The organism is Serratia sp. DD3, from assembly GCF_000496755.2.
This window is the reverse complement of the sequence record NZ_AYKS02000084.1, coordinates 105,894-128,281: the sequence shown is the minus strand read 5'-3', so window position 1 is coordinate 128,281 and position 22,388 is coordinate 105,894. Positions and strand designations below refer to the sequence as shown.

Annotated in this window: 17 protein-coding genes and 1 pseudogene; 17 read left to right on the top strand and 1 reads right to left on the bottom strand. The window is 40.3% G+C overall.

What is annotated here, in order from left to right; genetic code table 11:
* Positions 1-14 precede the first annotated feature (14 nt).
* The 10 genes from IO95_RS16595 to wbaP all read left to right on the top strand — a co-directional run bounded on the left by IO95_RS16595 (position 15) and on the right by wbaP (position 14,747).
* The gene (locus IO95_RS16595; RefSeq protein ID WP_037386185.1) at positions 15-1,151 is read left to right on the top strand and encodes a glycosyltransferase; all 1,137 of its coding nucleotides are present in this window, start codon (positions 15-17) and stop codon (positions 1,149-1,151) included.
* On the top strand, positions 1,144-2,328 hold the full coding sequence (locus IO95_RS16590; RefSeq protein ID WP_037386183.1) for a glycosyltransferase family 4 protein: 1,185 nt from the start codon (positions 1,144-1,146) through the stop codon (positions 2,326-2,328). Before IO95_RS16595 ends, IO95_RS16590 begins: the two co-directional genes overlap by 8 nt.
* A complete protein-coding gene (gene murJ, locus IO95_RS16585) occupies positions 2,325-3,809 on the top strand; it encodes a murein biosynthesis integral membrane protein MurJ (protein ID WP_051791273.1) in 1,485 nt (494 codons plus the stop codon). The genes IO95_RS16590 and murJ overlap by 4 nt, the downstream gene beginning before the upstream one ends.
* Positions 3,810-3,842: 33 nt before the next feature.
* The gene (locus IO95_RS16580) at positions 3,843-5,021 is read left to right on the top strand and encodes a glycosyltransferase (RefSeq protein ID WP_037386179.1); all 1,179 of its coding nucleotides are present in this window, start codon (positions 3,843-3,845) and stop codon (positions 5,019-5,021) included.
* Between the two features lie 246 nt (positions 5,022-5,267).
* Positions 5,268-6,434: a glycosyltransferase family 4 protein gene (locus IO95_RS16575; RefSeq protein ID WP_037386177.1), complete on the top strand. Its 1,167-nt coding sequence runs from the start codon at positions 5,268-5,270 to the stop codon at positions 6,432-6,434.
* A 392-nt stretch (positions 6,435-6,826) separates the two neighbouring features.
* Complete coding sequence (locus IO95_RS16570; RefSeq protein WP_037386174.1) at positions 6,827-8,074, top strand: O-antigen ligase family protein; 1,248 nt, start codon at positions 6,827-6,829, stop codon at positions 8,072-8,074.
* A 662-nt stretch (positions 8,075-8,736) separates the two neighbouring features.
* Positions 8,737-9,894, top strand: a complete 1,158-nt coding sequence (locus IO95_RS16565; RefSeq protein ID WP_037386171.1) for a glycosyltransferase family 4 protein — start codon at positions 8,737-8,739, stop codon at positions 9,892-9,894.
* A gap of 188 nt (positions 9,895-10,082) precedes the next feature.
* Positions 10,083-11,507, top strand: a complete 1,425-nt coding sequence (locus IO95_RS16560; RefSeq protein ID WP_037386168.1) for a mannose-1-phosphate guanylyltransferase/mannose-6-phosphate isomerase — start codon at positions 10,083-10,085, stop codon at positions 11,505-11,507.
* A gap of 14 nt (positions 11,508-11,521) precedes the next feature.
* Positions 11,522-12,886 carry a phosphomannomutase CpsG gene (gene cpsG, locus IO95_RS16555; RefSeq protein WP_023492173.1) on the top strand — a complete coding sequence of 455 codons (1,365 nt, stop codon included), beginning with the start codon at positions 11,522-11,524 and terminating at the stop codon, positions 12,884-12,886.
* Positions 12,887-13,313: 427 nt separating this feature from the next.
* Positions 13,314-14,747, top strand: a complete 1,434-nt coding sequence (gene wbaP / locus IO95_RS16550; RefSeq protein ID WP_037386165.1) for an undecaprenyl-phosphate galactose phosphotransferase WbaP — start codon at positions 13,314-13,316, stop codon at positions 14,745-14,747.
* A gap of 159 nt (positions 14,748-14,906) precedes the next feature.
* On the opposite strand, the gene IO95_RS16545 is transcribed toward wbaP, so the two are convergent.
* The gene (locus tag IO95_RS16545; RefSeq protein WP_023491987.1) at positions 14,907-16,493 is read right to left on the bottom strand and encodes a TerC family protein; all 1,587 of its coding nucleotides are present in this window, start codon (positions 16,491-16,493) and stop codon (positions 14,907-14,909) included.
* 518 nt (positions 16,494-17,011) lie between these two features.
* Between IO95_RS16545 and galE the strand changes: the two genes are divergently transcribed.
* The 7 genes and pseudogenes from galE (at position 17,012) to IO95_RS16515 (ending at position 22,388) form a co-directional block, all read left to right on the top strand.
* On the top strand, positions 17,012-18,031 hold the full coding sequence (gene galE / locus IO95_RS16540) for a UDP-glucose 4-epimerase GalE (protein WP_023491985.1): 1,020 nt from the start codon (positions 17,012-17,014) through the stop codon (positions 18,029-18,031).
* Positions 18,021-18,137: pseudogene (locus tag IO95_RS26520) on the top strand (dTDP-glucose 4,6-dehydratase); the annotation flags it as partial. The gene galE and the pseudogene IO95_RS26520, both read left to right, overlap by 11 nt.
* Positions 18,138-18,152: 15 nt before the next feature.
* A complete protein-coding gene (gene rfbA, locus IO95_RS16535; protein WP_023491983.1) occupies positions 18,153-19,022 on the top strand; it encodes a glucose-1-phosphate thymidylyltransferase RfbA in 870 nt (289 codons plus the stop codon).
* Position 19,023: 1 nt separating this feature from the next.
* Positions 19,024-19,560 carry a dTDP-4-dehydrorhamnose 3,5-epimerase gene (rfbC, locus tag IO95_RS16530; protein ID WP_023491981.1) on the top strand — a complete coding sequence of 179 codons (537 nt, stop codon included), beginning with the start codon at positions 19,024-19,026 and terminating at the stop codon, positions 19,558-19,560.
* Positions 19,557-20,420, top strand: a complete 864-nt coding sequence (rfbD, locus tag IO95_RS16525; protein WP_023491979.1) for a dTDP-4-dehydrorhamnose reductase — start codon at positions 19,557-19,559, stop codon at positions 20,418-20,420. The genes rfbC and rfbD overlap by 4 nt, the downstream gene beginning before the upstream one ends.
* A 178-nt stretch (positions 20,421-20,598) precedes the next feature.
* Entirely contained in the window at positions 20,599-21,531 is a 933-nt protein-coding gene (locus IO95_RS16520) for a glycosyltransferase family 2 protein (RefSeq protein ID WP_152554958.1), read from the top strand.
* A complete protein-coding gene (locus IO95_RS16515) occupies positions 21,528-22,388 on the top strand; it encodes a glycosyltransferase (RefSeq protein ID WP_235186782.1) in 861 nt (286 codons plus the stop codon). Before IO95_RS16520 ends, IO95_RS16515 begins: the two co-directional genes overlap by 4 nt.

Below are 22,388 nucleotides of genomic sequence, written 5' to 3'. Positions count from 1 at the left end.
GGTGTGAGGATTTGATGGACACAGTTGCTATTTTTAGAAATCAGCTATTTAAAAAGTCAGAAACATTTATTACCAGTCAATCTGAAGCGATCAAAAAATATAATATTTTTTATTTGGGTCGTAAGGCATTTGATAATAATTTGAATATAAGTAACTATAAGATTTTCGCTCAAAATAAGGAAAAAAGCATAAGGGCAAGTGAAGTGTGGAATGCACTAACTAGGGACCCCTATGCCTATGAAAAATTGCTTAAAGGCAGTGAGGTTAATTTAATTCATGCGCATTTTGCAATTGATTCTGTGTATGCGTTAGAAGTTGCCAAGAAAATAAAAGTACCGTTGGTAACCACGTTACATGGGTTTGATATTACAACTTCAAGAGAGCGGTTTTTGCTTTCAAAGTCACCAGCTTGGATTAATTATTATTTTTTCTGGAATAAACTTAAACTAAATGCGGATAAGTTTATCTGTGTATCTGATTTTATAGCTAATACAGCAGTTCGCAATGGGGTTGATGAAAATAAACTTATTAGACATTATATAGGAGTTGATGTTGATAAGTATCAACCCAGGGAGTACGGTGAAGAGGAACGAATTATCCTGCACGTTGCTAGATTGGTGGAAAAGAAGGGAACGTCAACGCTTATTTCAGCATTACATAAAATTGTTAAAAAGCTTGACGGGCATAAATTGGTAATAATAGGAGAGGGCCCCCTCTATTCTCAGTTAAGTGGACAGGTTTCATCTCTCGGTTTAAGTGAGCATATTATATTTGCTGGAGGTCAACCACATTCCGAAGTTATGAAGTGGATGAGAAAATCCAGTATGCTAGTATTACCAAGTGTTAAAGCAAAATCTGGTGACTCTGAAGGACTTGGTATGGTTTTGTTGGAAGCCGCGGCTACTGGGCTGCCCATTATCGGAACTCGGCATGGCGGTATACCTGAAGTTGTTATTGATGAAAAAAATGGCTATCTGGTTGACGAGTTTGATGTAAATTCATTATCAGAGAAAATTCTGCATCTAATAAATGATAGTAAGTTAAGGCGTATTATGGGGGGTAACGCAAGGACGCACATCGTTGAGAATTTCAACTTAAAAATACAAACGACAAAATTAGAAGCGATATATAAAGGGCTAATTAATGGCTGAACAGGTGATAATTTTTTCACGTTCACTCCCCTTTCATCATGTAGGCGGGATGGAAGTTGTTGCCTGGGATATGGCTAATGTTTTGGTTAAAAAAGGCTATGATGTCAAGGTGGTTACAACACCATTTAGTAGCAGAAATACCCAATCAATACCCAATGGGATAGAGTTGATTATACCCAGTGATGTCTCGTCTGGTAAATATTCTCACAGATGGTGGGAAGAAACTGAGCGGATTATTCAGACCTTTAATCCAATTGACGTTAAAGCTGTAGTTAGCATCAGTGCAGCTGGATTTCGCACGTTAAAATTTAAGAAGCAATTCCCCAATAGTACCTTTATTATGCAAGCTCATGGGACTTCATGGGCAGAATTTTGCTCAAAGTGGAAACGTTTAGCAATCAAGCCATGCTTGTCATCATTAAAAAATGTAATTGGTTTCTTCAATGATGCACTTTATTATAATAAATTTGATGCTATTGTTGCTATCGGCAGTGCTGTAGAAGAAAGTATGAGGAGTATGCCGACAAAATTGATAATTGATCTTAAAAAGATAAAAAAAATAGAAAATGGAATAGATAATATAGTATTCAACGATAGTATTATGCTGCGTGATACATTGCGTGAAGAGCACAAAATCCCCCATGATTCATTGGTGTTATTATCAATATCGAGATTACATGAGGAAAAAGGCGTTGACAATAATATTTACGCTTTTAAAGAAATATTAAAAATGCATGGCAATTCATATTATTTAGTGTGTGGAGAAGGTCGTGAAAGAAATAGTCTGGAAAGCTTGGTTAAAAAAGAGGGACTTTCCGAGCGAGTCATTTTTCTCGGTGCTAAAACCAAAAGTGAGTTAGCGGAGCTAATGGCATGCGCTGATGTGTTTATCTTCTTGACAAAACGGATTGAGGGCTTGCCACTTAATATACTTGAGGCAATGAGCGCTGGTTTACCTATAGTAATTTCCGACCATTTACCTTTTGAATGTAATGAGAATGTGCGTAAAGTTCACTCAGCTAACTATGGGGAAGCCGCGTCGGCTGTTGTTGAGTTATTAAAAAAAGGTCAATTATTAAGCCGGCGAGCATATATTCCTTATGAAAACACCTTGGAGTATTCTATAAACCAATACATAAAACTATTCGATAAAGAAAAGATAAGTCACAATATATGAAAAAAAATATTGCTCAGTTATTCAGTGGTAATGTTTTGTCTAAAATACTTGGTTTGATTCGTGAAGTTCTAATGGCAAAATATTTTGGTACTGGGGAGGTTAGCGGTGCTTATCGGATAGCACAAGCTGGAACTCTGGTTCCTATCACTTTTTTGACCAGCGATAGCTTAAATTCAGCTTTTATACCATTATATAAAAGATATTTTCTCGAGGATAAAAACAAAGCAGACACATTTAAGTGGTGCATGTTTTTTTTCTTCTTTACGCTCTCTGTGTTTTTGTTTTTATTTCTTTACTATTTCTCAGAATTTTGGGTGAGTGTCTTAGCTCCTGGCATAAATCAGGATGCCCGGAATTTATCAATTTCGCTGCTAAAAATAATGGCGATTTGTTGTCCATTTTATTTATGTTCAATGCTATTAAATTATATCTCCATGGCCCATGATGATTTTAGGCCGATGGCAATAAGGAGCTCAATACAAAATATTGGAATGCTTCTAGGCGTTGGCGGTGCATTCTATTTAGATAACTATACACTCTTGGCTTGGGGTTTTACCGGTAGCTATATATTCTTTTGTGGATGGCTATTAACAAGGAGTGGGATAAGAAGAATAGTTGCATTCCCTGAAAAATTTTTATGGGTAGAAGTAAAAAAGATACTGTTTAACTTCTGGAAAGTACTACGGCCTCTATTAATATTGCCAATTATCTTGCAAGGCAATATTGTTCTAGAGCGTGCACTGTCTTCATTGGTAAGTATTGATGCAGTATCTGCATTAGATTATGCCCGATTTATAACAGATACAGTTGTTTTTTTTCTAGCTATCCCGGTTGCATTTGCAGGATTGTCAACATGGGCTGTTGAGCAAATTGAGTCAGTCAAAGTTAGATTGCTAGAGATATATGGCCTGTTGGTTTTTTTGGGGGGGGCTATTTCTTTTTTTATTTTTTATTATGCTAACGATATAATCTCTCTGCTTTTTTATCGCGGTGAATTTAACATAAACTCTGTTATCACCACCACTAAATTTATTCAAGGTATGTGCCTTGGTTTATGGGCTCAAGTGATAGGTTATATTTTTCTTAAAGCGTTGAACGCACATTTAAGAAATAAACAAGTGTTATTTATAATGAGTATTTCATTAGTGATTAATGCTGGTTTTAATCTACTCAGTTATAAATATTTAGGTGCTTTTGGTATAGGGCTAGGGAGTTCGCTTTATGGTATCTGTCTATTAGTGCTAAGTTCTTATGTGTTGGGTATTCATCGTGGATTAGCCCTACCATTTATCAAGGTTTGTATGGGGTTGGTTATTTATGTGGTTATTATGCATCTATGTCCATTCCTTAAAATAGAAAGTGGAATATTAATATTAAATATTTTATTCAACACCATGATTTTTAGTCTTTACTTTTTTCTATGGTGTTTGGCTCTTCCCGGAACAAGGCGTAGAATACTCACTTTTTCCCATAAAAAATAAGCATATATTAGACATGGCAGAAGGGTAATCGGTATGGATTTAGAAATAAAAAAGGATATTGTAGTATTGTCCACAGCTGACTGGGATAACCCTTTTTGGACCAATAAACAACATGTTGCACTTACACTCGCCAAAAGAGGACATCGGGTCTTATATATAGAATCGTTGGGGTTACGCAGACCTAGCGTAAACAAAAAAGATATAAAAAGAATCATGTCTCGACTGGTTAAGGCCAGTAAGCCACCAAGAAAGGTGAGGGAGAACATATGGGTTTGGTCACCAATATCAATACCATTCAATAAATATGCCATTATAAGGAAGTTAAATAAATTTTTGTTAAGTTGTTTGTTATCTTTTTGGTGCAAAAAACTCGCTTTTAAAGAAACCATGCTATGGACATACAATCCTCTGACAAGCAATTTTCTGAATATAGATAAGTTTTCGTACACAGTCTATCATTGCGTTGATGAAATAAAAGCTCAACCAGGAATGCCAGTTAGCATACTTGAGTCTGCAGAAGAAGCATTGACAAAGGGGGTTGATATTGTATTTGTAACATCACCCACATTGTTTGAATCGCGAAAGAAATGGAGCAACAATGTTCATTATTTCTCTAATGTTGCCGATTATAATCATTTCAGTCAGGCTTTAGATGAAAACTTGGCAATTCCTGATGATATGCGAAAATATAAAACTCCAATCCTCGGGTTTATTGGAGCAATCAGTAGTTATAAGGTCAATTTTGATCTATTAGTCGCAATAGCTAAATCCCACCCCGAATGGACGTTAGTTATGATTGGCGATGTCGGAGAGGGAGACCCCTCTACAGATGTTTCTCGCTTAAAAGAATTAGATAACATCAAGATTATCGGCCCTCGTCCATATCAAGAATTGCCAAATTATTTGAAAGCATTCGATGTTGCATTACTTCCCAATAATATAAACGAATATACTGCTTCGATGTTTCCGATGAAATTTTTCGAATATCTTGCAGCAGGCAGGAATATTGTGAGTGTTGATCTTGTGTCGATAAGAGAGTTTTCTGAATATATAATGATTACGACTTCGAACGAGGGTTTTATACAGGCAATAGAAAACATATTAGATGGGAAAGCACCATCATTAAGTAAAATACAAGAATTAGCTAAACATTATACCTATGAAGCTAGGACTGAAAAGATGTTTGAGATAATTAACCGTTATCGTCAGTGAAAATAAACTGAGACTACTTTTCTATACTCCACGGAGTACAAGAAGAATCATTTAACTCGACTATAAATCATAATTATTAGAGCATGATAAAGTATAGACTCATCATTAAATTAGTATTGTGATTTGCGCTCAAGCAGTTTTGATTGGGACGTATATAGACCAACCAATCATTATATTTTTATACAGGTGTGTGTTTTTTTGTTACTGCGTTAAAATGTCTATTTTTTTTAATCAAGGATACATTAGGTGAAAAAACCCTATATTGTGCAAGTTGCACGTGATGCAACTGATTCTGGTGGTGGGCGTGTTGTTTTTGAAACGAGTCAATGCTTCATTGACCAGGGCTATAATGTTATTCTTATAACTGATGCTCAATGTGATAATAAGGTTGAATCTTTAGATATTGTATATACTCCATTGGGAAATAAACTCAAAAAATGGCAAGCAAAAAATAAACTTACAAAAACCATAAGGCATTTTTTTCAGATTTTATTATTCTTTTTATTTTCAAAAGCCTGTGTTCGACAGTTAGATGAAAATAGAGTTGTAATAAACCATAATCTTGAGGGTAATTGCGGTGATATTTATGTCATGCATAATGTTTTTAACTATGAAAATAAAATTAGAACTGGAATTATAAAGTACTTTAAGTGGTGTAATCCAGTTTTTCTTTTTAGAGGTATAAGGGAACTATGCTTTTTGAAATTTGCCAGAGGGAAAGTAATAGTGGCTGTTTCGAAGAAAACACTAATTGATGTAATACCATATTGTTCAAAAGAAAATAGTTTACTTAATATTAATAATGGTGTAAATCCTCAATATTATTCTTATAAGGAAAGGAATATATCTCCAGGTAAATTTAATCTCATTTTTGTTGGTCATCAATTTAAGGCGAAAGGTTTGCAATTCATTATAGAAAGCTTATCTTACTTGCCTGATTTTATTCAGTTGCATATTGTAGGGGGGGCTGGAAGTTCGTCTAAAAAATATATAGACCTTGTAGAATCGCATGGTGTAAGTGGACGGGTTCATTTTGCTGGTACAGTACTCGGTAAAGAGCTGATTGAAATGTACCATAAAGCTGATTTATTTGTTTTACCTAGTTCCTACGAAACATGGGCTTTAGTTGGTTTAGAGAGCATGTCAACTGGTCTACCAGTATTGATGACGAATGTTGGTGGCATCCCCGAGTATCTCGAAGATGGTTATAATGGGTTCTTTATTAAGCAAGATGGAAAGGATATCAGTGAAAAAATAATAAAACTAATAAGAGATGAGAATCTGTATAAGGAAATGTCAATCAATGCACGGAATACTGCGATTGCACACTCTTGGGAAAAAGGGGCAATGCAGTATCTAGAGATAATAAATGAGGTTTACGATAATAAAAAATCAGGGGCAAATTCCGATTAATGATATATAATTATTTTTATTAAAAATATTTTTTCATCTATATTAATAACTGTGTATTCTTATCATGAATATTTAGATTGCCATCGAGTAGATAAATAAATCCTTACCGAATTCTACGTATTCAGACAGCGAGCCACAGCGAAAATATATGTATACTTAAGGGCATTTGATTTGGACATTTGATCTTTTGGTTGGCTCGGGGCTGGAAGTGAAGTCCAGAACAGATCAGTAGCGTTATACTTCGGACTTGAATCTGCTGTTTTCTTTTTATTAAAAAACTGTTTTTTTACATGCTAATGTCCCAATTTAATGATAACTTCAGGTACTGAAGAAAGCATTGTCAAGTTAATTTAGGACATAATCTTAGCAGCAGTTTAGGGAATGTAATTGTTATGATGCTCAGTAGACAAAAAGTTGTAATAAATATACTTTCAGTCTTGATGATATTATCTTGTTATCAAGTATACCTGTTCAGGGTCGCTGGTTCGTATATACCATTATCTGCGATAGTTATGGCAATGTGTCTCCCTTTTATTAAAGTTACAAATCTTAGAGATCCATTGTTTTCTTTTTTTCTGCTTTCACTTTTCCTAAATTTGATTAGTTTTTTTTGGTCGCCAGCAATAGGGCTTTGGCAGTATCATATTGTTTTTGGATATATTTTTATTGTTACATATGCAGTATTTAAAGAGATAAAAAACAGTGAAGGAGCTTTAAAGCTCATAAAGATTTTTCTTTTATCTTCCTCTCTAAATGCATTTATGATTATATTGTTTAGATTCAGACCCGACATCGAATCTGCTTTTATTATTAACTTTCTTGAGTTATTTAAGAATCCTGATCGGCTTGTATTTGATAACGCTTTCAACGTGACGAGTATAGATAAAGCCGGTGGCGTCTTCGATAATGCGAATACTGCTGCTTCTCTTCATCTAGTATGTGTTGGTTTAATTATAATGATAAAAAGGGTAGTAAGTAGATTCATGTTTTTATGTTTGCTTATAATGAATGTTTTCGCGGTATTTTTTTCGGGGTCTAAATCAGCTGTGCTTATAATGTTAGGCTCTTTTATATTCACTTTTGCCTTATCATTTTTAAAACCTGGTAAAAAAAATTTAGGACTGCGATGGCTTATTTTTCTCTTATTTACATTCCTATTTATGGTGTTGACTTATTATATTGACAGCATTATTACGTCATCTGCATTTGGCAAAGATGTTGCTAAGACAACCGATGATAGATTAAATCTTATTGCATTTGCATCGGATATGTTTTGGAGTAGCCCACTACTTGGTCTTGGCTATGGTGGCTGGGGGAATAAAATAGGGGTATTAGCTAGTCAATATGGTATTAGTCCCAGTTGGCCTCCGCATAATAGTATTATAGATGCTTGGTCAACTTCTGGAATATTTAATAGTATCATTTGTATCTTTTTGATTTTTATAATTATAAATAGAGGAGTGAGATACATAATAAAAAGTAATACACTAGGTTCAAGTGGACAATTAGTTGCTGTACTTGGGGCTGTAATAATGCCACTTGGTGATCCCCAGCCGTTCATGGGTGCCCCCCAACTCGCTGCTCCACTTGGTATAGCCTGTTGTTATGTTTACAGAGAGCTTAAAAAATTTAGTAATTAGATGGTGTTGTTATCCTTATTTTGGTTGTGACTGGTTTACACTATAATTCACTGCAAGATCACGGGGATTATGAATTGAAGATTTTATTTCTACCCCTACAGATTACTAAATGATAATAGTAGTTTTGAAAATATCATTTTTGTTTGCAAAGCGATTGTTGCATGTTGTCAGCAACGTAAACAATAGTCTACGTGGAGATCATTGGAAACATCACCAAAAACTCTACCCGCTCGACTTAAAAATATTAATTTCATTTCGATTTATGCCATAGCCTGAAGCTTTTTGAGCATTCTAATAAGAAGTTAATATTCATTCTTTGAATAATGTAAAATGTAATGAGTGGTATTAATAAACCAGAGGTTAAACCTACTAAAATGTGACTAACCAGTTGTCTATGTGTAGGAGTTTTACCAAAATAATTCATGAGCCACTACCAGCGATAATATGCATTAAATATACCACCATACTCATTCACATAATTAGCGAAGAAATAGGGTTTGATGGTGCATAGATAAAGTGTGTGTGTTGTTTTGAACGATACCTGTGCTGGTGGGTTAGGGAGACTCTGGTAGTTCTGAGTATCTGAACGTAAGCAAAATACCTAAGCACCAGCGCAACATATGTGGTAAGTTCAGAACGTGATCTTAATATTTGAGGAATATATGACATTAAGCGATACAAGCGTGGCGATAGTAGCAGATTGGTTAGTGACATATTCTGGTGCTGAGCGAGTAATTAAAGAGTTTATTGATATTTACCCAGAATCAGAGTTATACTCAGTTATAGACTTCCTATCAGAAAATACCAGAGGTCTATTTCATGGTAAAGTTGCAAAAACGACATTTATTCAGAGGCTACCATTTGCTAAGAAAAAATATCAAAAATACTTACCTCTGATGCCTTTGGCCATCGAACAATTGAATGTTTCTAATCATGATATTATTCTGTCTAGTAGCCATGCGGTTGCAAAAGGAATTCTGGTTGGTCCTGACCAGTTGCATATTAGCTATGTCCACTCGCCAATAAGGTATGCCTGGGATCTGCAACATCAATATTTGCAAGAAGCAGGGTTGGATAAAGGGCTAAAAGGATTAATTGCCAAGTGGCTATTACATAAAATAAGAGTCTGGGATTATCGTACGGCAAATAGCGTTGATCATTTTATCGCTAATTCGCATTTTATTGCGCGTAGAATAAAAAAAGTGTATGGAAGAAGTGCCGATGTAATTTATCCCCCGGTGGATGTTGAACGATTTACTCTCCATGAAGAGAAATCAGATTACTATTTTACTGCATCACGTATGGTGCCTTATAAACGTATGGACCTTATCGTCGAAGCCTTTAGTTTGATGCCGGACAAAAAATTGGTTGTTATTGGTGATGGATCAGAAATGGCCAAGATAAAATCGAAGGCAGGTAGTAACGTAGAAATTCTTGGTTACCAATCTGATGATATAATGAAAAATCATATGCAGAAAGCTAAAGCGTTTGTTTTTGCCGCAGAAGAGGATTTCGGTATCACACCTGTTGAAGCCCAGGCCTGCGGAACACCTGTGATTGCCTTTGGTAAAGGTGGAGTGCTGGAAACTATTCGTCCTTATGGCGTGAAGAATGCAACGGGTATTTTTTATAATTCACAAACCCCAGCTTCCTTGATGGATGCCGTTAATCTGTTTGAACAGGTTGGCGACTCAATTTCCCCGACTGATTGCCGCGATAATGCCTTGCGTTTTTCTGAGGAGAGATTTAGAAATGAAATTCAAAATTACGTAGAAAATAAATGGTTGATTTTCAAGGAAAGTAAGCAGGTTGTATATTAAAAGTATTTTATATGGCTTGATAAAATGCAGCGCATTTTAAATAGCACTTGTGCTGGCGCGCAGGGTGAACCTTATGGATGAGGTTCATTAACCCCTAGGAGCATAGCCAATTATGTGACTAGAGTGATTGAGCGTAGCTAACACCCAAGCGGTTTGAAGTAAGAAAGGTATAGTTAAAGGATTAATTAATGTCAAAAATCATTCCAGTGGTTATGGCTGGAGGGACCGGGAGTCGCCTCTGGCCGTTATCGCGTGAATCGTTTCCCAAGCAATTTCTGTCTATTGATGACAGTGGTTTTAGTCTGTTGCAGCAGACCTTGCGGCGTTTGTCTGGCTTAGCTGGCGTAGAGATAGCTGCGCCACTAGTTATCTGCAACGAAAATCACCGTTTCCTGGTTGCTGAACAACTGCGCGAAATTGGTCAATTGGCAACCAATATTATCTTGGAGCCTGTTGGTCGTAACACTGCTCCCGCCGTTGCCCTGGCGGCTCATCTTGCCGCAGAGCAAGATCCAGATAGCATTCTGCTGGTGCTGGCTGCCGATCATCTGGTTAAAAAAGTAGAAAATTTCCATTCCGCAATTGAAACTGCCTTGCCGTTTGCTAAACGAAACCACTTGGTGACCTTTGGCATTATCCCCGAGCACCCGGAGACGGGTTACGGTTATATCAAACGTGGTAATTTACTGTCCGACGCCTGTTTCAAGGTGGATTGCTTTGTTGAAAAACCCGGTTTAGAAAAGGCACGTGAATACCTCGCGTCTGGTGAATACAGCTGGAACAGTGGCATGTTTATGTTTAAAGCTGCCAAATTTTTACAAGAGTTAAAAGCATTCAGCCCGAAGATTTTCATCAACACACGGGAGTCTATCGCGGACAGTAAGCGTGATATGAATTTTATCCGTGTGGAAAAAGCAGCCTTTGAACATTGCCCCAGTGATTCTATTGATTATGCGGTGATGGAAAAAACCAGCGATGCGGTGGTGATCCCAATCGACGCAGGTTGGAGTGATGTAGGCTCTTGGTCTTCTCTGTGGGATGTGTCAGAAAAAGATAGCTTAGGTAATGTGAACAGTGGAGAAATCATCGCCATCAACTCTCACAATAACTACATTTCGTCAGATTCTGCCTTGGTTGCCACTATTGGTCTGGACAATATGGTTGTTATCAATACCAATGATGCTTTGTTGATCGCGTCAAAAGGTCAGGTACAGCACGTTAAAAAAGTGGTTGATGAGCTAAAGAGGCGTAATCTGCATCATTACCGTCAGCACTCCTCTTCATACCGTCCTTGGGGCAAAATCTGCGAAGTCGACAGTGGCGAGCATTACCAAGTGAAAAAGATCATTGTCCATCCGGGGGAGGGGTTATCCCTACAGCGTCATTTCCACCGCGCCGAGCACTGGATTGTGGTGAGCGGTACGGCCAAAGTTAATCTTGATGATAAAGAGTTTTTATTGTCAGAGAACCAGTCTACTTTTATTCCTGCTGGGTGTGTGCATACCCTGGAAAACCCAGGGTGTATCGATCTTGAAATGATTGAAGTTCGTTCGGGTTTCTATCTGGAAGAAGACGATATTGAGCGTTTACATGATCGTTACGGCAGGGTTTGAGTGAAGGATTGGTAATGGAAAAGTTAACTTGTTTTAAGGCGTATGACATCCGTGGCAAGCTGGGTGAAGAGCTGAATGATGATATTGCTTACCGCATTGGGCGTGCCTATGCTGAATATCTCAAGCCAAAAACGGTTGTGTTGGGCAGCGATGTGCGCTTGACTAGTGAAAGCTTAAAACTGAGTTTGGCAAAAGGCTTACAGGATGCTGGGACGGACGTTATTGATATCGGCATGACAGGTACGGAAGAAGTTTATTTTGCCACCTCTCATCTTAAAGCCGATGGTGGCATTGAAGTCACCGCCAGCCATAATCCAATCAATTATAATGGGATGAAACTGATTCGTGAAGGTTCTCGTCCGATCAGTGGTGATACGGGGCTGCGTATTATCCAGCAGTTGGCTGAGGAGAACCGTTTCCCACTGTCATCTGCTGTTGCCGGCCGTTATACACACCAGAATGTATTGGCTGATTATATAGAGCATGTGCTCTCTTATGTTAACACTGAAAATTTCAAACCGCTTAAACTGGTGATTAACTCCGGTAATGGGGCTGCGGGCCATGTTGTTGATGCTATTGAAGCTCAGTTCAAGGCAAAAAGCGTACCTGTGGAGTTGATTAAGGTTCACCATGAGCCAGATGGTCACTTTCCAAATGGTATTCCTAATCCGTTGCTGCCGGAATGCCGCTCAGATACTGCCAATGCAGTGCGTGAGAATGGTGCCGATATGGGGATTGCTTTTGACGGTGATTTTGACCGCTGTTTCCTGTTTGATGAACATGGCGAGTTTATTGAAGGATATTACATTGTTGGTTTGTTGGCTGAAGCCTTCCTGCAAAAACAACCTGGCGCGAAAATTATTCACGATCCGCGCTTGAGTTGGAACACTGTTGATATTGTTACTCGAGCTGGCGGAGTACCAGTGATGTCAAAAACCGGTCATGCTTTTATTAAAGAACGCATGCGTACTGAGGAAGCAATTTATGGTGGTGAGATGAGCGCTCATCACTATTTTCGCGATTTTGCTTACTGCGACAGCGGTATGATTCCCTGGCTGTTGGTGGCTGAGTTGCTCTGTGTTAAGGGGCAAACTTTAGGGCAATTAGTTAAACATCGTATCGCCGCTTATCCCTCGTCAGGGGAGATTAATATCAAACTAAATGATATGGATAGCGCGATCAATAAGGTTAAACAGTATTATTTAGATTTAGCCGGGGAAGTTGATTATACCGATGGGATTACTTTTGAATTCGTGGATTGGCGCTTCAACTTGCGTCTTTCTAATACCGAATCCGTTGTACGCTTAAATGTGGAATCACGAGCCGATGTCATGCTAATGCAGCAAAAGACGGCTGAGATTTTAGAGTTGCTTTCTTAGTCGAACAGGTAGATTCATCTTGGTATATATTTTAATAGGGAAGATTGATGACAATTATGGTCATCAGTGGAGCCGGTTATATCGGTTCCCATACTGTTCTGGCTTTATTGGAATGGGGGAAGATCACACAATAAGACTCAGAAAGAACCCGGATAAATGGCTGCAATACCTGTTCACTTTTTCAAGAAAACACACGCATTATCGGGAGTGACCATATACGTTTGTAGCAGCCGGCCGTGATGCGTAGGGCCGAGTGCCGACCGATTTGGTAAGGTGCGGGTTATCAGGGGGCACGCCTTTGGCCCATGATTCGGTCGCAGGTACAGTAAGTTCATTGGATGAAAAACGTAGGCGACCGAAATTAAGACGTGCATTTAGTATGCATAAGCGTTATTGGTACTGATTATTTCTATAAAGGAATATCGATATGAGTGCTCATAGTTACTCAAAGAAATTAAATGTTGTTAAGTTTTTTTTGGCAACATCAGATTTTGTATTTTTTGTATTATCTTTAGTTTTAGCGATAGTAATTATTAATGTGCTAGAACCAGATGCAAGTAAGTATCTACCAATATCTGAAATGCCAGCAAGAATACTAACCCACGTTATGCTTGCTTTACTTTGTGTTACTTGGTTTTGGGTTCGCCTACGCCATTATAGTTATAGAAAACCTTTCTGGTTTGAATTAAAAGAAATACTTAGAACACTCTTAATCTTTTCTATACTTGATCTAGCTTTAGTCGCATTCTCAAAGTGGGAATTTTCTCGTTATGTTTGGTTCTTAACGTGGAGTTCAGCCTTAATATTAGTGCCTCTTTCTCGATCTATAGTTAAGAGGTTGATAAATAAATTTGGAATGTGGAAGAAACATACCATAATTATTGGTTCAGGAAAAAATGCTCGTGACGCTTACTCTGCGCTTCAAAGTGAAGAAGTACTTGGATTCGCAATTCGGGGCTTTTATGCCTGCCAGCAGAAATGTGAAAATGAAATTTTTGGTGTTCCAGTAATTTCTGATGAAGATGAGCTATGGAGTAAGTGTGATCCTGAAACCACACAATTTATTGTTGCACTCGAGTACGAAGAACATGCTTTGCGGGATATATGGTTGAAGAAACTGGCAAGCCGTACATGCCGTTCTGTTTCTGTAATACCTTCATTACGAGGAGTTCCTCTCTACGGAACTGAAATGTCTTTTATTTACAGCCATGAAGTAATGATTCTACGTGTTAATAATAATTTGGCTAAGAGAACGTCACGCTTTTTAAAAAGATCGTTTGATATTTTGGGGGCTATTTCAATTATTATTTTATTGTCGCCAATTCTTCTTGTTTTAACTTACTTAGTTTCTAAAGATGGTGGCGCAGCTTTTTATGGACATGAACGAATAGGTCAAAATAGAAAGAAATTCAAATGTCTTAAGTTCCGCTCGATGGTTACTAATTCTCAAGAAGTATTACAGAAACTGTTAGAAAATGATGCTGAGGCTCAACTAGAGTGGGAAAAAGATTTTAAATTGAAAAATGATCCACGTATTACACGTGTTGGAAGTTTCATACGGAAGACCAGCTTGGATGAGTTACCGCAGCTTTTTAACGTCCTAAAAGGTGAGATGAGTTTAGTTGGCCCTCGTCCGGTGATCGAACAGGAATTGGAACGCTATGCTGGCGATGTAGAATATTACCTGATGGTAAAACCAGGTATGACTGGGTTATGGCAAGTTAGTGGCAGAAACGATGTGGATTATGACACTCGTGTATATTTTGACGCTTGGTATGTGAAGAATTGGTCTTTATGGAATGATATTGCAATATTGTTTAAAACAATAAATGTCGTCTTGAAAAGAGATGGAGCATACTAATTGTAAACATCCGGGCAACTCACCTTGCTGGCAGGTTTATCAAGCTTGCTCAATACGTTGCAGTTATTATCGGAGTATACCTGGGAGCTGACCCAGCAAGCGGCAAGCGCGCTGGGCCAGCTTAGAGATGTGTAGATACCTATCCTTCCCAGTGGTGGATCAAAGATCCTCGTCTTCATTTATCGGGAGTTGCGGCGTAATTTTTACTTTCACAATACGATGACTACTGATCTCTAACGGTTCAAACAGACAATCACCAATTTTTAATTGTTCCCCTGTATTTGGGATGCGTTGGCAGTGCTCCATCAACAACCCCGCCAGGGTGTGATATTCGCGCTTCTCTTCAAGGGGCAGTGGAACATACAGCACTAAATCTTCCATCGGCATATGCCCATTGGCAATCCAACAGCCGTCGGTGGTTTGCTGAATATCGTGGCGGGCATCAATTTCTTCATCCGCTTCTGGTAGATTACCGGCGATGGTTTCCATCACATCCGTCAACGTTACCACCCCTTCGACAGAGCCAAACTCATCGACGACAAACGCAAAATGGGTTTTAGCCTGGCGGAACTGCTCCAGTGCGGAGAGTAACGTCAATTGTTCAGGGAAAATCAGCGGTTGACGTACCAGCGCGCGTAAATCCAACTGGGCTTGCTGCAACTGCTGCTTTAATACATCAACAGTATGGATCACCCCGAGTGGTTCATCACTGGCACGGTTTTCAGTAACGACAATGCGCGTATGTTGGTTCTTTTCCAGCAGTTTGGTCAGTTTATCTTGCGGATCGTTTAGCCCAAGATACACAACATCATGGCGTGAGGTCATGATGCTACTGACAGTACGCTGGGCCATACCCAGCACACGCTCAATCATATGGCGCTCTTGCTGGTTAAAGATTTCGCCATTGTCGCTGTTGCTGTCCGCCAACAAGTTAGCTGAATGGTTGTCGACTTCTGCCTCTTCATGTTTGCCACTTAACATCCGCAATACGGCTTCAGCGGTACGTTCACGCAGCGGGCGAACTTTTGACAGAAAACGGCGGCGATTAAATTGGGCAAGCTGATTTAATGCTTCGATCATTACCGAGAAACCGATGGCCGCATAGAGATAGCCTTTGGGAATAGAGTAACCGAACCCTTCAGCAACCAGGCTAAAGCCAATCATCAGCAGAAAACTCAGGCAGAGAATAACGATGGTGGGGTGAGCATTGACAAAACGGGTCAGCGGTTTACTGGCTAATAACATCAAGCCGATGGCGATACAGACGGCAATCATCATCACTGCCAATTCTTCCACCATGCCGACAGCTGTAATGACGGCATCTAGTGAAAATACTGCATCCAGTACCACAATCTGTGCCACGACCGGCCAGAAACGCGCACCTTTCTGTGGGCCGTGGTGGTTATCATCTTTGCCTTCTAGCCGCTCGTTTAACTCCATAGTGGCTTTAAACAGCAGGAATAGTCCACCAATCAGCATAATCAGGTCGCGACCGCTGAAATGGTGGCCGACAGCAAAAAAGAGTGGTTTGGTTAGCGTAGCCAACCAGGAGATTGAGGCCAACAGCGCCAAACGCATCAGCAGCGCCAGTAATAAACCGATGACGCGAGCTTTATCACGTTGTTTTTTGGGTAATTTTTCCGCCAGAATGGCGATGAATATCAGGTTGTCAATCCCTAAGACAATTTCCAACACAACCAATGTGGCTAAGCCAGCCCAAATTGTTGGATCTGCGATCCATTCCATACGCCTAATTTCACCTTGTGTAGTTAAACGGTAAACAGTTAAACGGCAAATGCCGCACTCAGCATGATGGAGGTTGAAGGCGGGGATTTCAACTTTTAATCACAGATTAACGACAGTGGTTAAAAACGTGGAATATCACTCATTGTTGCTCAAGATACAGGCGGAAACATCGTATATTGAGCTAACGTAGTTTCTTAAATCGAAGAACGGTATATACTTGTCGCCTTGCATGTGTCAGGTCGATAGGTCTCAGCCAAAACAATGGGGGATCTCGCATTGTGGTTGGGCTACCTGTAACTTGTTGTATGACAGCCGATAATTAAATATTTCTACAGCGCATTGGTAGCTGAAAGCCAAGGGCGGTAGCGTGTGAAAATCAGTATCAGCTTAATAGCAAACGGAAAATTTTAGCCGAAGTGGGTTCAAAGGGTTGTCCGGCGACAACATGATTCCACTTAGGCGTAGGGCGCTACAGGTTCTTGCATCTAGACCTCGGAAAGAGAGATTAAGGAGTAACAATGGCGATTTTAGTCACTGGGGGGGCAGGTTATATTGGTTCCCATACTGTTCTGGCATTGCTGGAACGAGGTGAGGACGTTGTGGTCCTGGACAACCTCTCTAACTCCTCAGAAGAGTCACTGCGGCGAGTAGAACAACTCACCGGCAAGGCGACGATCTTCTATCAAGGCGATGTTCAAGATGCCGAATGTTTAAACCGTATTTTTGATGGGCACCGGATCTCATCCGTGATCCACTTTGCCGGGCTAAAAGCTGTTGGTGAGTCAACCCGCAAACCTTTGGAATATTACCAGAACAATGTCACTGGGACATTGGTACTGCTGAATGAAATGCGCCGTGCCGGTGTACACAAATTTATCTTTAGCTCTTCAGCTACAGTGTATGGCGCTAATGCCCCTGTCCCCTATGTTGAAACCACCCCGATTGGTGGTACCACCAGCCCTTATGGCACATCTAAACTGATGGTTGAGCAGATCCTGCAGGATTTCGCCAAAGCTGAACCGCAATTCTCCATTATTGCCTTACGCTATTTTAACCCGGTGGGCGCGCATGAGTCCGGCCTGATTGGTGAAGATCCGAATGGCATCCCTAACAACCTGCTGCCCTACATTTCACAGGTTGCTATTGGCAAATTGGAGACGCTGGGTATTTTTGGTGGTGATTATCCAACCCAAGATGGCACCGGCGTGCGTGATTACATCCATGTAATGGATTTGGCGGAAGGGCACTTGATGGCGATGGACCACCTACGCAAAATCAGCGGTTTTAAGGCCTACAATCTTGGTGCTGGGGTAGGGTACTCAGTACTGGAAATGGTTCATGCGTTCGAAAAAGCCTCAGGTGTAACGATCCCTTACCAGATTTTGCCCCGCCGTGACGGCGACCTGCCAGCATTCTGGGCGGATGCCACACTAGCTGAGAAAGAGCTCGGTTGGGCGGTATCCCGCGGTATCGCCACCATGATGCGTGATACCTGGAACTGGCAGAGTAAGAATCCTAGGGGTTATGGAAGTGTTTGAATGTGTTATTAGAAAAACCGTTACATGGTACTTGGCTAATGAATCTTGGTGGCGTCGAGTAAAAGATGGCTCCTATGCAGCTGAGCGTTTGGGTTTAACCCGCTAATTTGGTGATATAAAAATGAAAGGTATTGTTCTAGCGGGGGGGAGTGGTACACGTCTTTACCCTATTACTCGGGGCATATCAAAGCAGTTATTGCCTATATATGATAAACCGATGATCTATTACCCGCTTTCAGTATTGATGCTGGCGGGGATTCGCGACATTCTGATTATATCCACCCCGGAGGACTTGCCATCGTTCAAGCGACTGCTTGGGGATGGCAGTAGGCTAGGTATTTCTTTAAGCTATGCAGAACAGCCAAGCCCGGATGGTTTGGCACAAGCCTTCTTGATTGGTGAAGAGTTTATCAATGGTGATAGTTGTGCCTTAGTGCTGGGGGACAACATCTTTTTTGGTCAGAGCTTTGGGCCAAAACTAACAACCGTAGTGGAGCGTAACCAAGGTGCGACAATATTCGGTTACCAGGTGATGGACCCTGAACGATTTGGCGTTGTGGAGTTTGATGATAATTTCCGTGCAGTTTCACTGGAAGAAAAACCAGTAAAACCTAAATCTCACTGGGCTGTAACTGGGCTCTATTTCTATGACCATAATGTTGTCGAATTGGCGAGACAGGTTAAGCCATCTTCCCGGGGAGAATTAGAAATCACCACACTCAACCAAATGTATCTGGAAAGAGGCGAACTCAATGTTGAGTTGCTCGGTCGCGGTTTTGCTTGGCTGGATACCGGTACCCATGACAGCCTGATTGAAGCATCGCAGTTTATTCATACTATCGAAAGCCGCCAAGGCTTGAAAGTAGCTTGCTTGGAAGAGATAGCTTACCGTAAAGGGTGGTTGAGTCGAGAACAAGTTGAAGCTGAAGCTAAATTGCTTGGAAAAACCCTTTATGGGCAGTACCTATCGCAACTAATTGTGGAGAAGTAGGATGCAAGTCTCGGATACCAAAATCGATGGTGTGAAGATTATTCAACCAAAGGTATTTGGCGATGCGCGCGGTTTTTTCTTGGAGACCTTTGAAAAAAAACGCTACCAGGAAATGCTAAATATTGAACTGGATTTTGTGCAGGATAACCATTCGCGCTCTTCCCATGGCGTGTTGCGTGGGCTGCATTTTCAAAAGGTAAATCCTCAGGGTAAACTAGTGCGAGTAGTGCGTGGTGAAGTGTTTGATGTGGTGGTAGATATACGCCAGGATTCACCCACGTACGGTGTTTGGGAGGGTGTGCTCCTTTCTGAAGAAAATAAAACCCAGTTCTGGGTTCCACCGGGTTTGGCACATGGCTTTGTTGTACTTTCTGATATGGCAGATTTTGAGTATAAGTGCACCGATTATTATAACCCAGCACATGAAGGGTGCCTGCTATGGAATGACCCTGCTGTAGGTATCGAGTGGCCAATTAAGAACCCGATACTGTCTGAAAAAGATAAACTGGGTAGATTATTTAAGGAGTTAGGCCAATGAAAGTGTTATTGACCGGTTCTAAAGGGCAATTAGGTAATTGCTTTTGTGACCGCCTTCCGGCAGGGTGGCAAGTACTGGCAACTGATGTTGATACTCTCGATATCACAGATTTGGCTAAGGTTAAACAGCAGGTAATTGAATATCGGCCAGATGTGATTGTCAATGCGGCAGCTTACACGGCGGTTGATAAAGCGGAGTCTGACCAGCAAATTGCTACCTTGATTAATGAAATTGGCCCTAAAAACTTGGCATTAGCCGCGAATGAAGTTGGTGCTCGTTTGGTCCATGTCTCTACGGATTATGTTTTTGATGGTGAGGCCAATACACCCTATATAGAAACAGCCATAACTAACCCGCTAGGAGTTTATGGTAAAACCAAGTTAGCCGGTGAAATTGCCGTTAGCCAGATTCAACCTGATGCCTTGATTATCCGCACCGCTTGGGTATTTAGTGAGTATGGTAATAATTTTGTGAAGACCATGCTGCGCTTAGGGAAGGAGCGGGATGAGTTAAATGTGGTGGCGGATCAGTTCGGTTGCCCAACCTATGCGGGTGATATTGCCGTAGCAATCATAGAATTATTAAAAAAGAATGCTGATGGGGGAATTTATCACTTCTGTGGTGACAGCCAAGTCGCATGGAATGAGTTTGCAGAGGCAATATTTACATCTGCATTAAAGATGAAGCAATTGCCTAAATCGCCTGTGGTGAAAGCGATAGGGACAGAGCAGTACCCAACACCAGCGAGAAGACCTAAATACTCAGTACTTAATTGTGACAAAATTAAGCAACAGGGTATCGCTCTATCTTGCTGGCGAGACAGAATTGATGCTATTGTGCGCGCAAACATGCAACCCTAAGACCATATCTGTCATACTTTGAGTTGGTTGGCTGCGGTTTAGCTTCGCAGATATTTGTTATATACCCGAGCAACTTGGAGTATGAAAAGTATAGAGCTGGGTTACGAAAAACGATGCGCTGAGCGTCGATATCTCGCTCTGTTGGTGTCATTAGATTGCTTACTATTTGGGGTGGTTAGTGTTAGAGCAACAAACTTGTAGTGAACTCCCTTCCGTTACTGAATTTTCCCCTATGCATGATAAGATTTCTGCAGTGATTGTGTCTTACCACCCTGAGTTAGACAACCTTACCAGGCTGATCGACAGTCTAACTCAGCAACAAGTTTCTTGTGTTTTAGTGGATAATGGCACGTTAGCGCCAGAGGTGGTTGAGCAGTTGTCGCGTTCGGCAACCGTTATTAGACTTGAAGAAAACGTCGGGATTGCGAAGGCGCAGAACATAGGTATTGAGCAAGCATGTCAATGCCATCAGGCTGATATGATTGTATTTTTTGATCAAGACAGCAATGTGAATGATGGTTTTATGGCAAATCTGTTGCATGATTTCCACGTTCTTGCCGCGACCCAAAAACTGGCTGCGATCGGCCCCATCTTTACCGATTCACGTTATGGATTTTACTATCCACTCATCAAAGTCAATGCATTGGGCTGGCGTACAAAATTACGGCCGGAGACACAACAGGCCCCATTTGAAGTCAGTATGCTCATCTCTTCTGGTTCGCTGATCCCTGTCAGTGTATTGCGTGACGTAGGTTTGATGAATGAATCTTTCTTTATTGACTATGTTGATACCGAATGGTGTCTACGTGCCGTCACAATGGGTTATAAGATTTATGCTTCAACCTCGGCGAGAATGTCCCATGCTATTGGTGATAGGACGATGAAAGTCTTAGCCTGGCATGTTCCTATGCATTCTGATTTCAGAAGATATTATCGGATACGTAATGGTTTTTTATTAACCAGAATGACGCATATCCCTCTGCTGATAAAAATTCGTGAAAACGTTTTTAACACCATTCACCAGCTGCTATTGATTATGACCCAACCAAATAAAAAAATGCACTTCAGAACATGGTATCGTGCTTTTAAAGATGGAATAAGCACAAAATGAGTGAAGGGAATCAAATGGAAAAAAAAATGCCTGTTGTAGCGTCTATTGTGTTGTATAAACATACACAACAAGAGCTACAACCTACAATAGATTCATTATTAAGTGAAGCTTTAGTTGAAACCATTATTTTAGTTGATAATGCTGGTTGTGAATGGGCAGCACACATCAATAATCCGCGTATTGTTTACATCAAGTCTGACAAAAATGGCGGATTTGGCCATGGCCATAACCAAGCGATGGCTGCCTTCCTTGATAAATGTGAATATTTTATTATCTGCAATCCAGATATTGAATTTGATGTCGGCACGGTAGAGACGTTATATCGTTTTGCCAAACAAAACCAACATGCCTTTCTTGCACCGAATATCATCTACCCAAACGGTGAGAAACAGCGTGTTTGCCGGCTGCTGCCAACACCAGCAAACCTTTTATTACGCCGCTTTGTGCCTTTTTTTGCAAAATTTTTTGATAAAAAGTATGAACTGCATGGTGTCGACGATACACAAAATTTCTTTGCCCCATCTATTTCCGGTTGCTTTATATTTGCGCAAGCCGATTTACTGAAGAAAGTACAAGGGTTTGATTCACGATACTTTATGTACCTTGAGGATGTTGATTTGTGTCGTAAAGTATTGGCGTACACTAAGCCAATATTTTGTGCAGGCGCAACGGTGAAGCATAGTTTTGCAAAAGGCTCCTATAAAAACTACAAACTGTTAGGCTACCATATTCAGTCTGCCATCCATTATTTTAATAAATGGGGATGGTTCATTGATTCAGAACGCAGTAATATTAATAAAAAATGCTTGGACCAATTACCATCTATCACTGTTCAAGTGAGAAAGGAAAATCAGTAA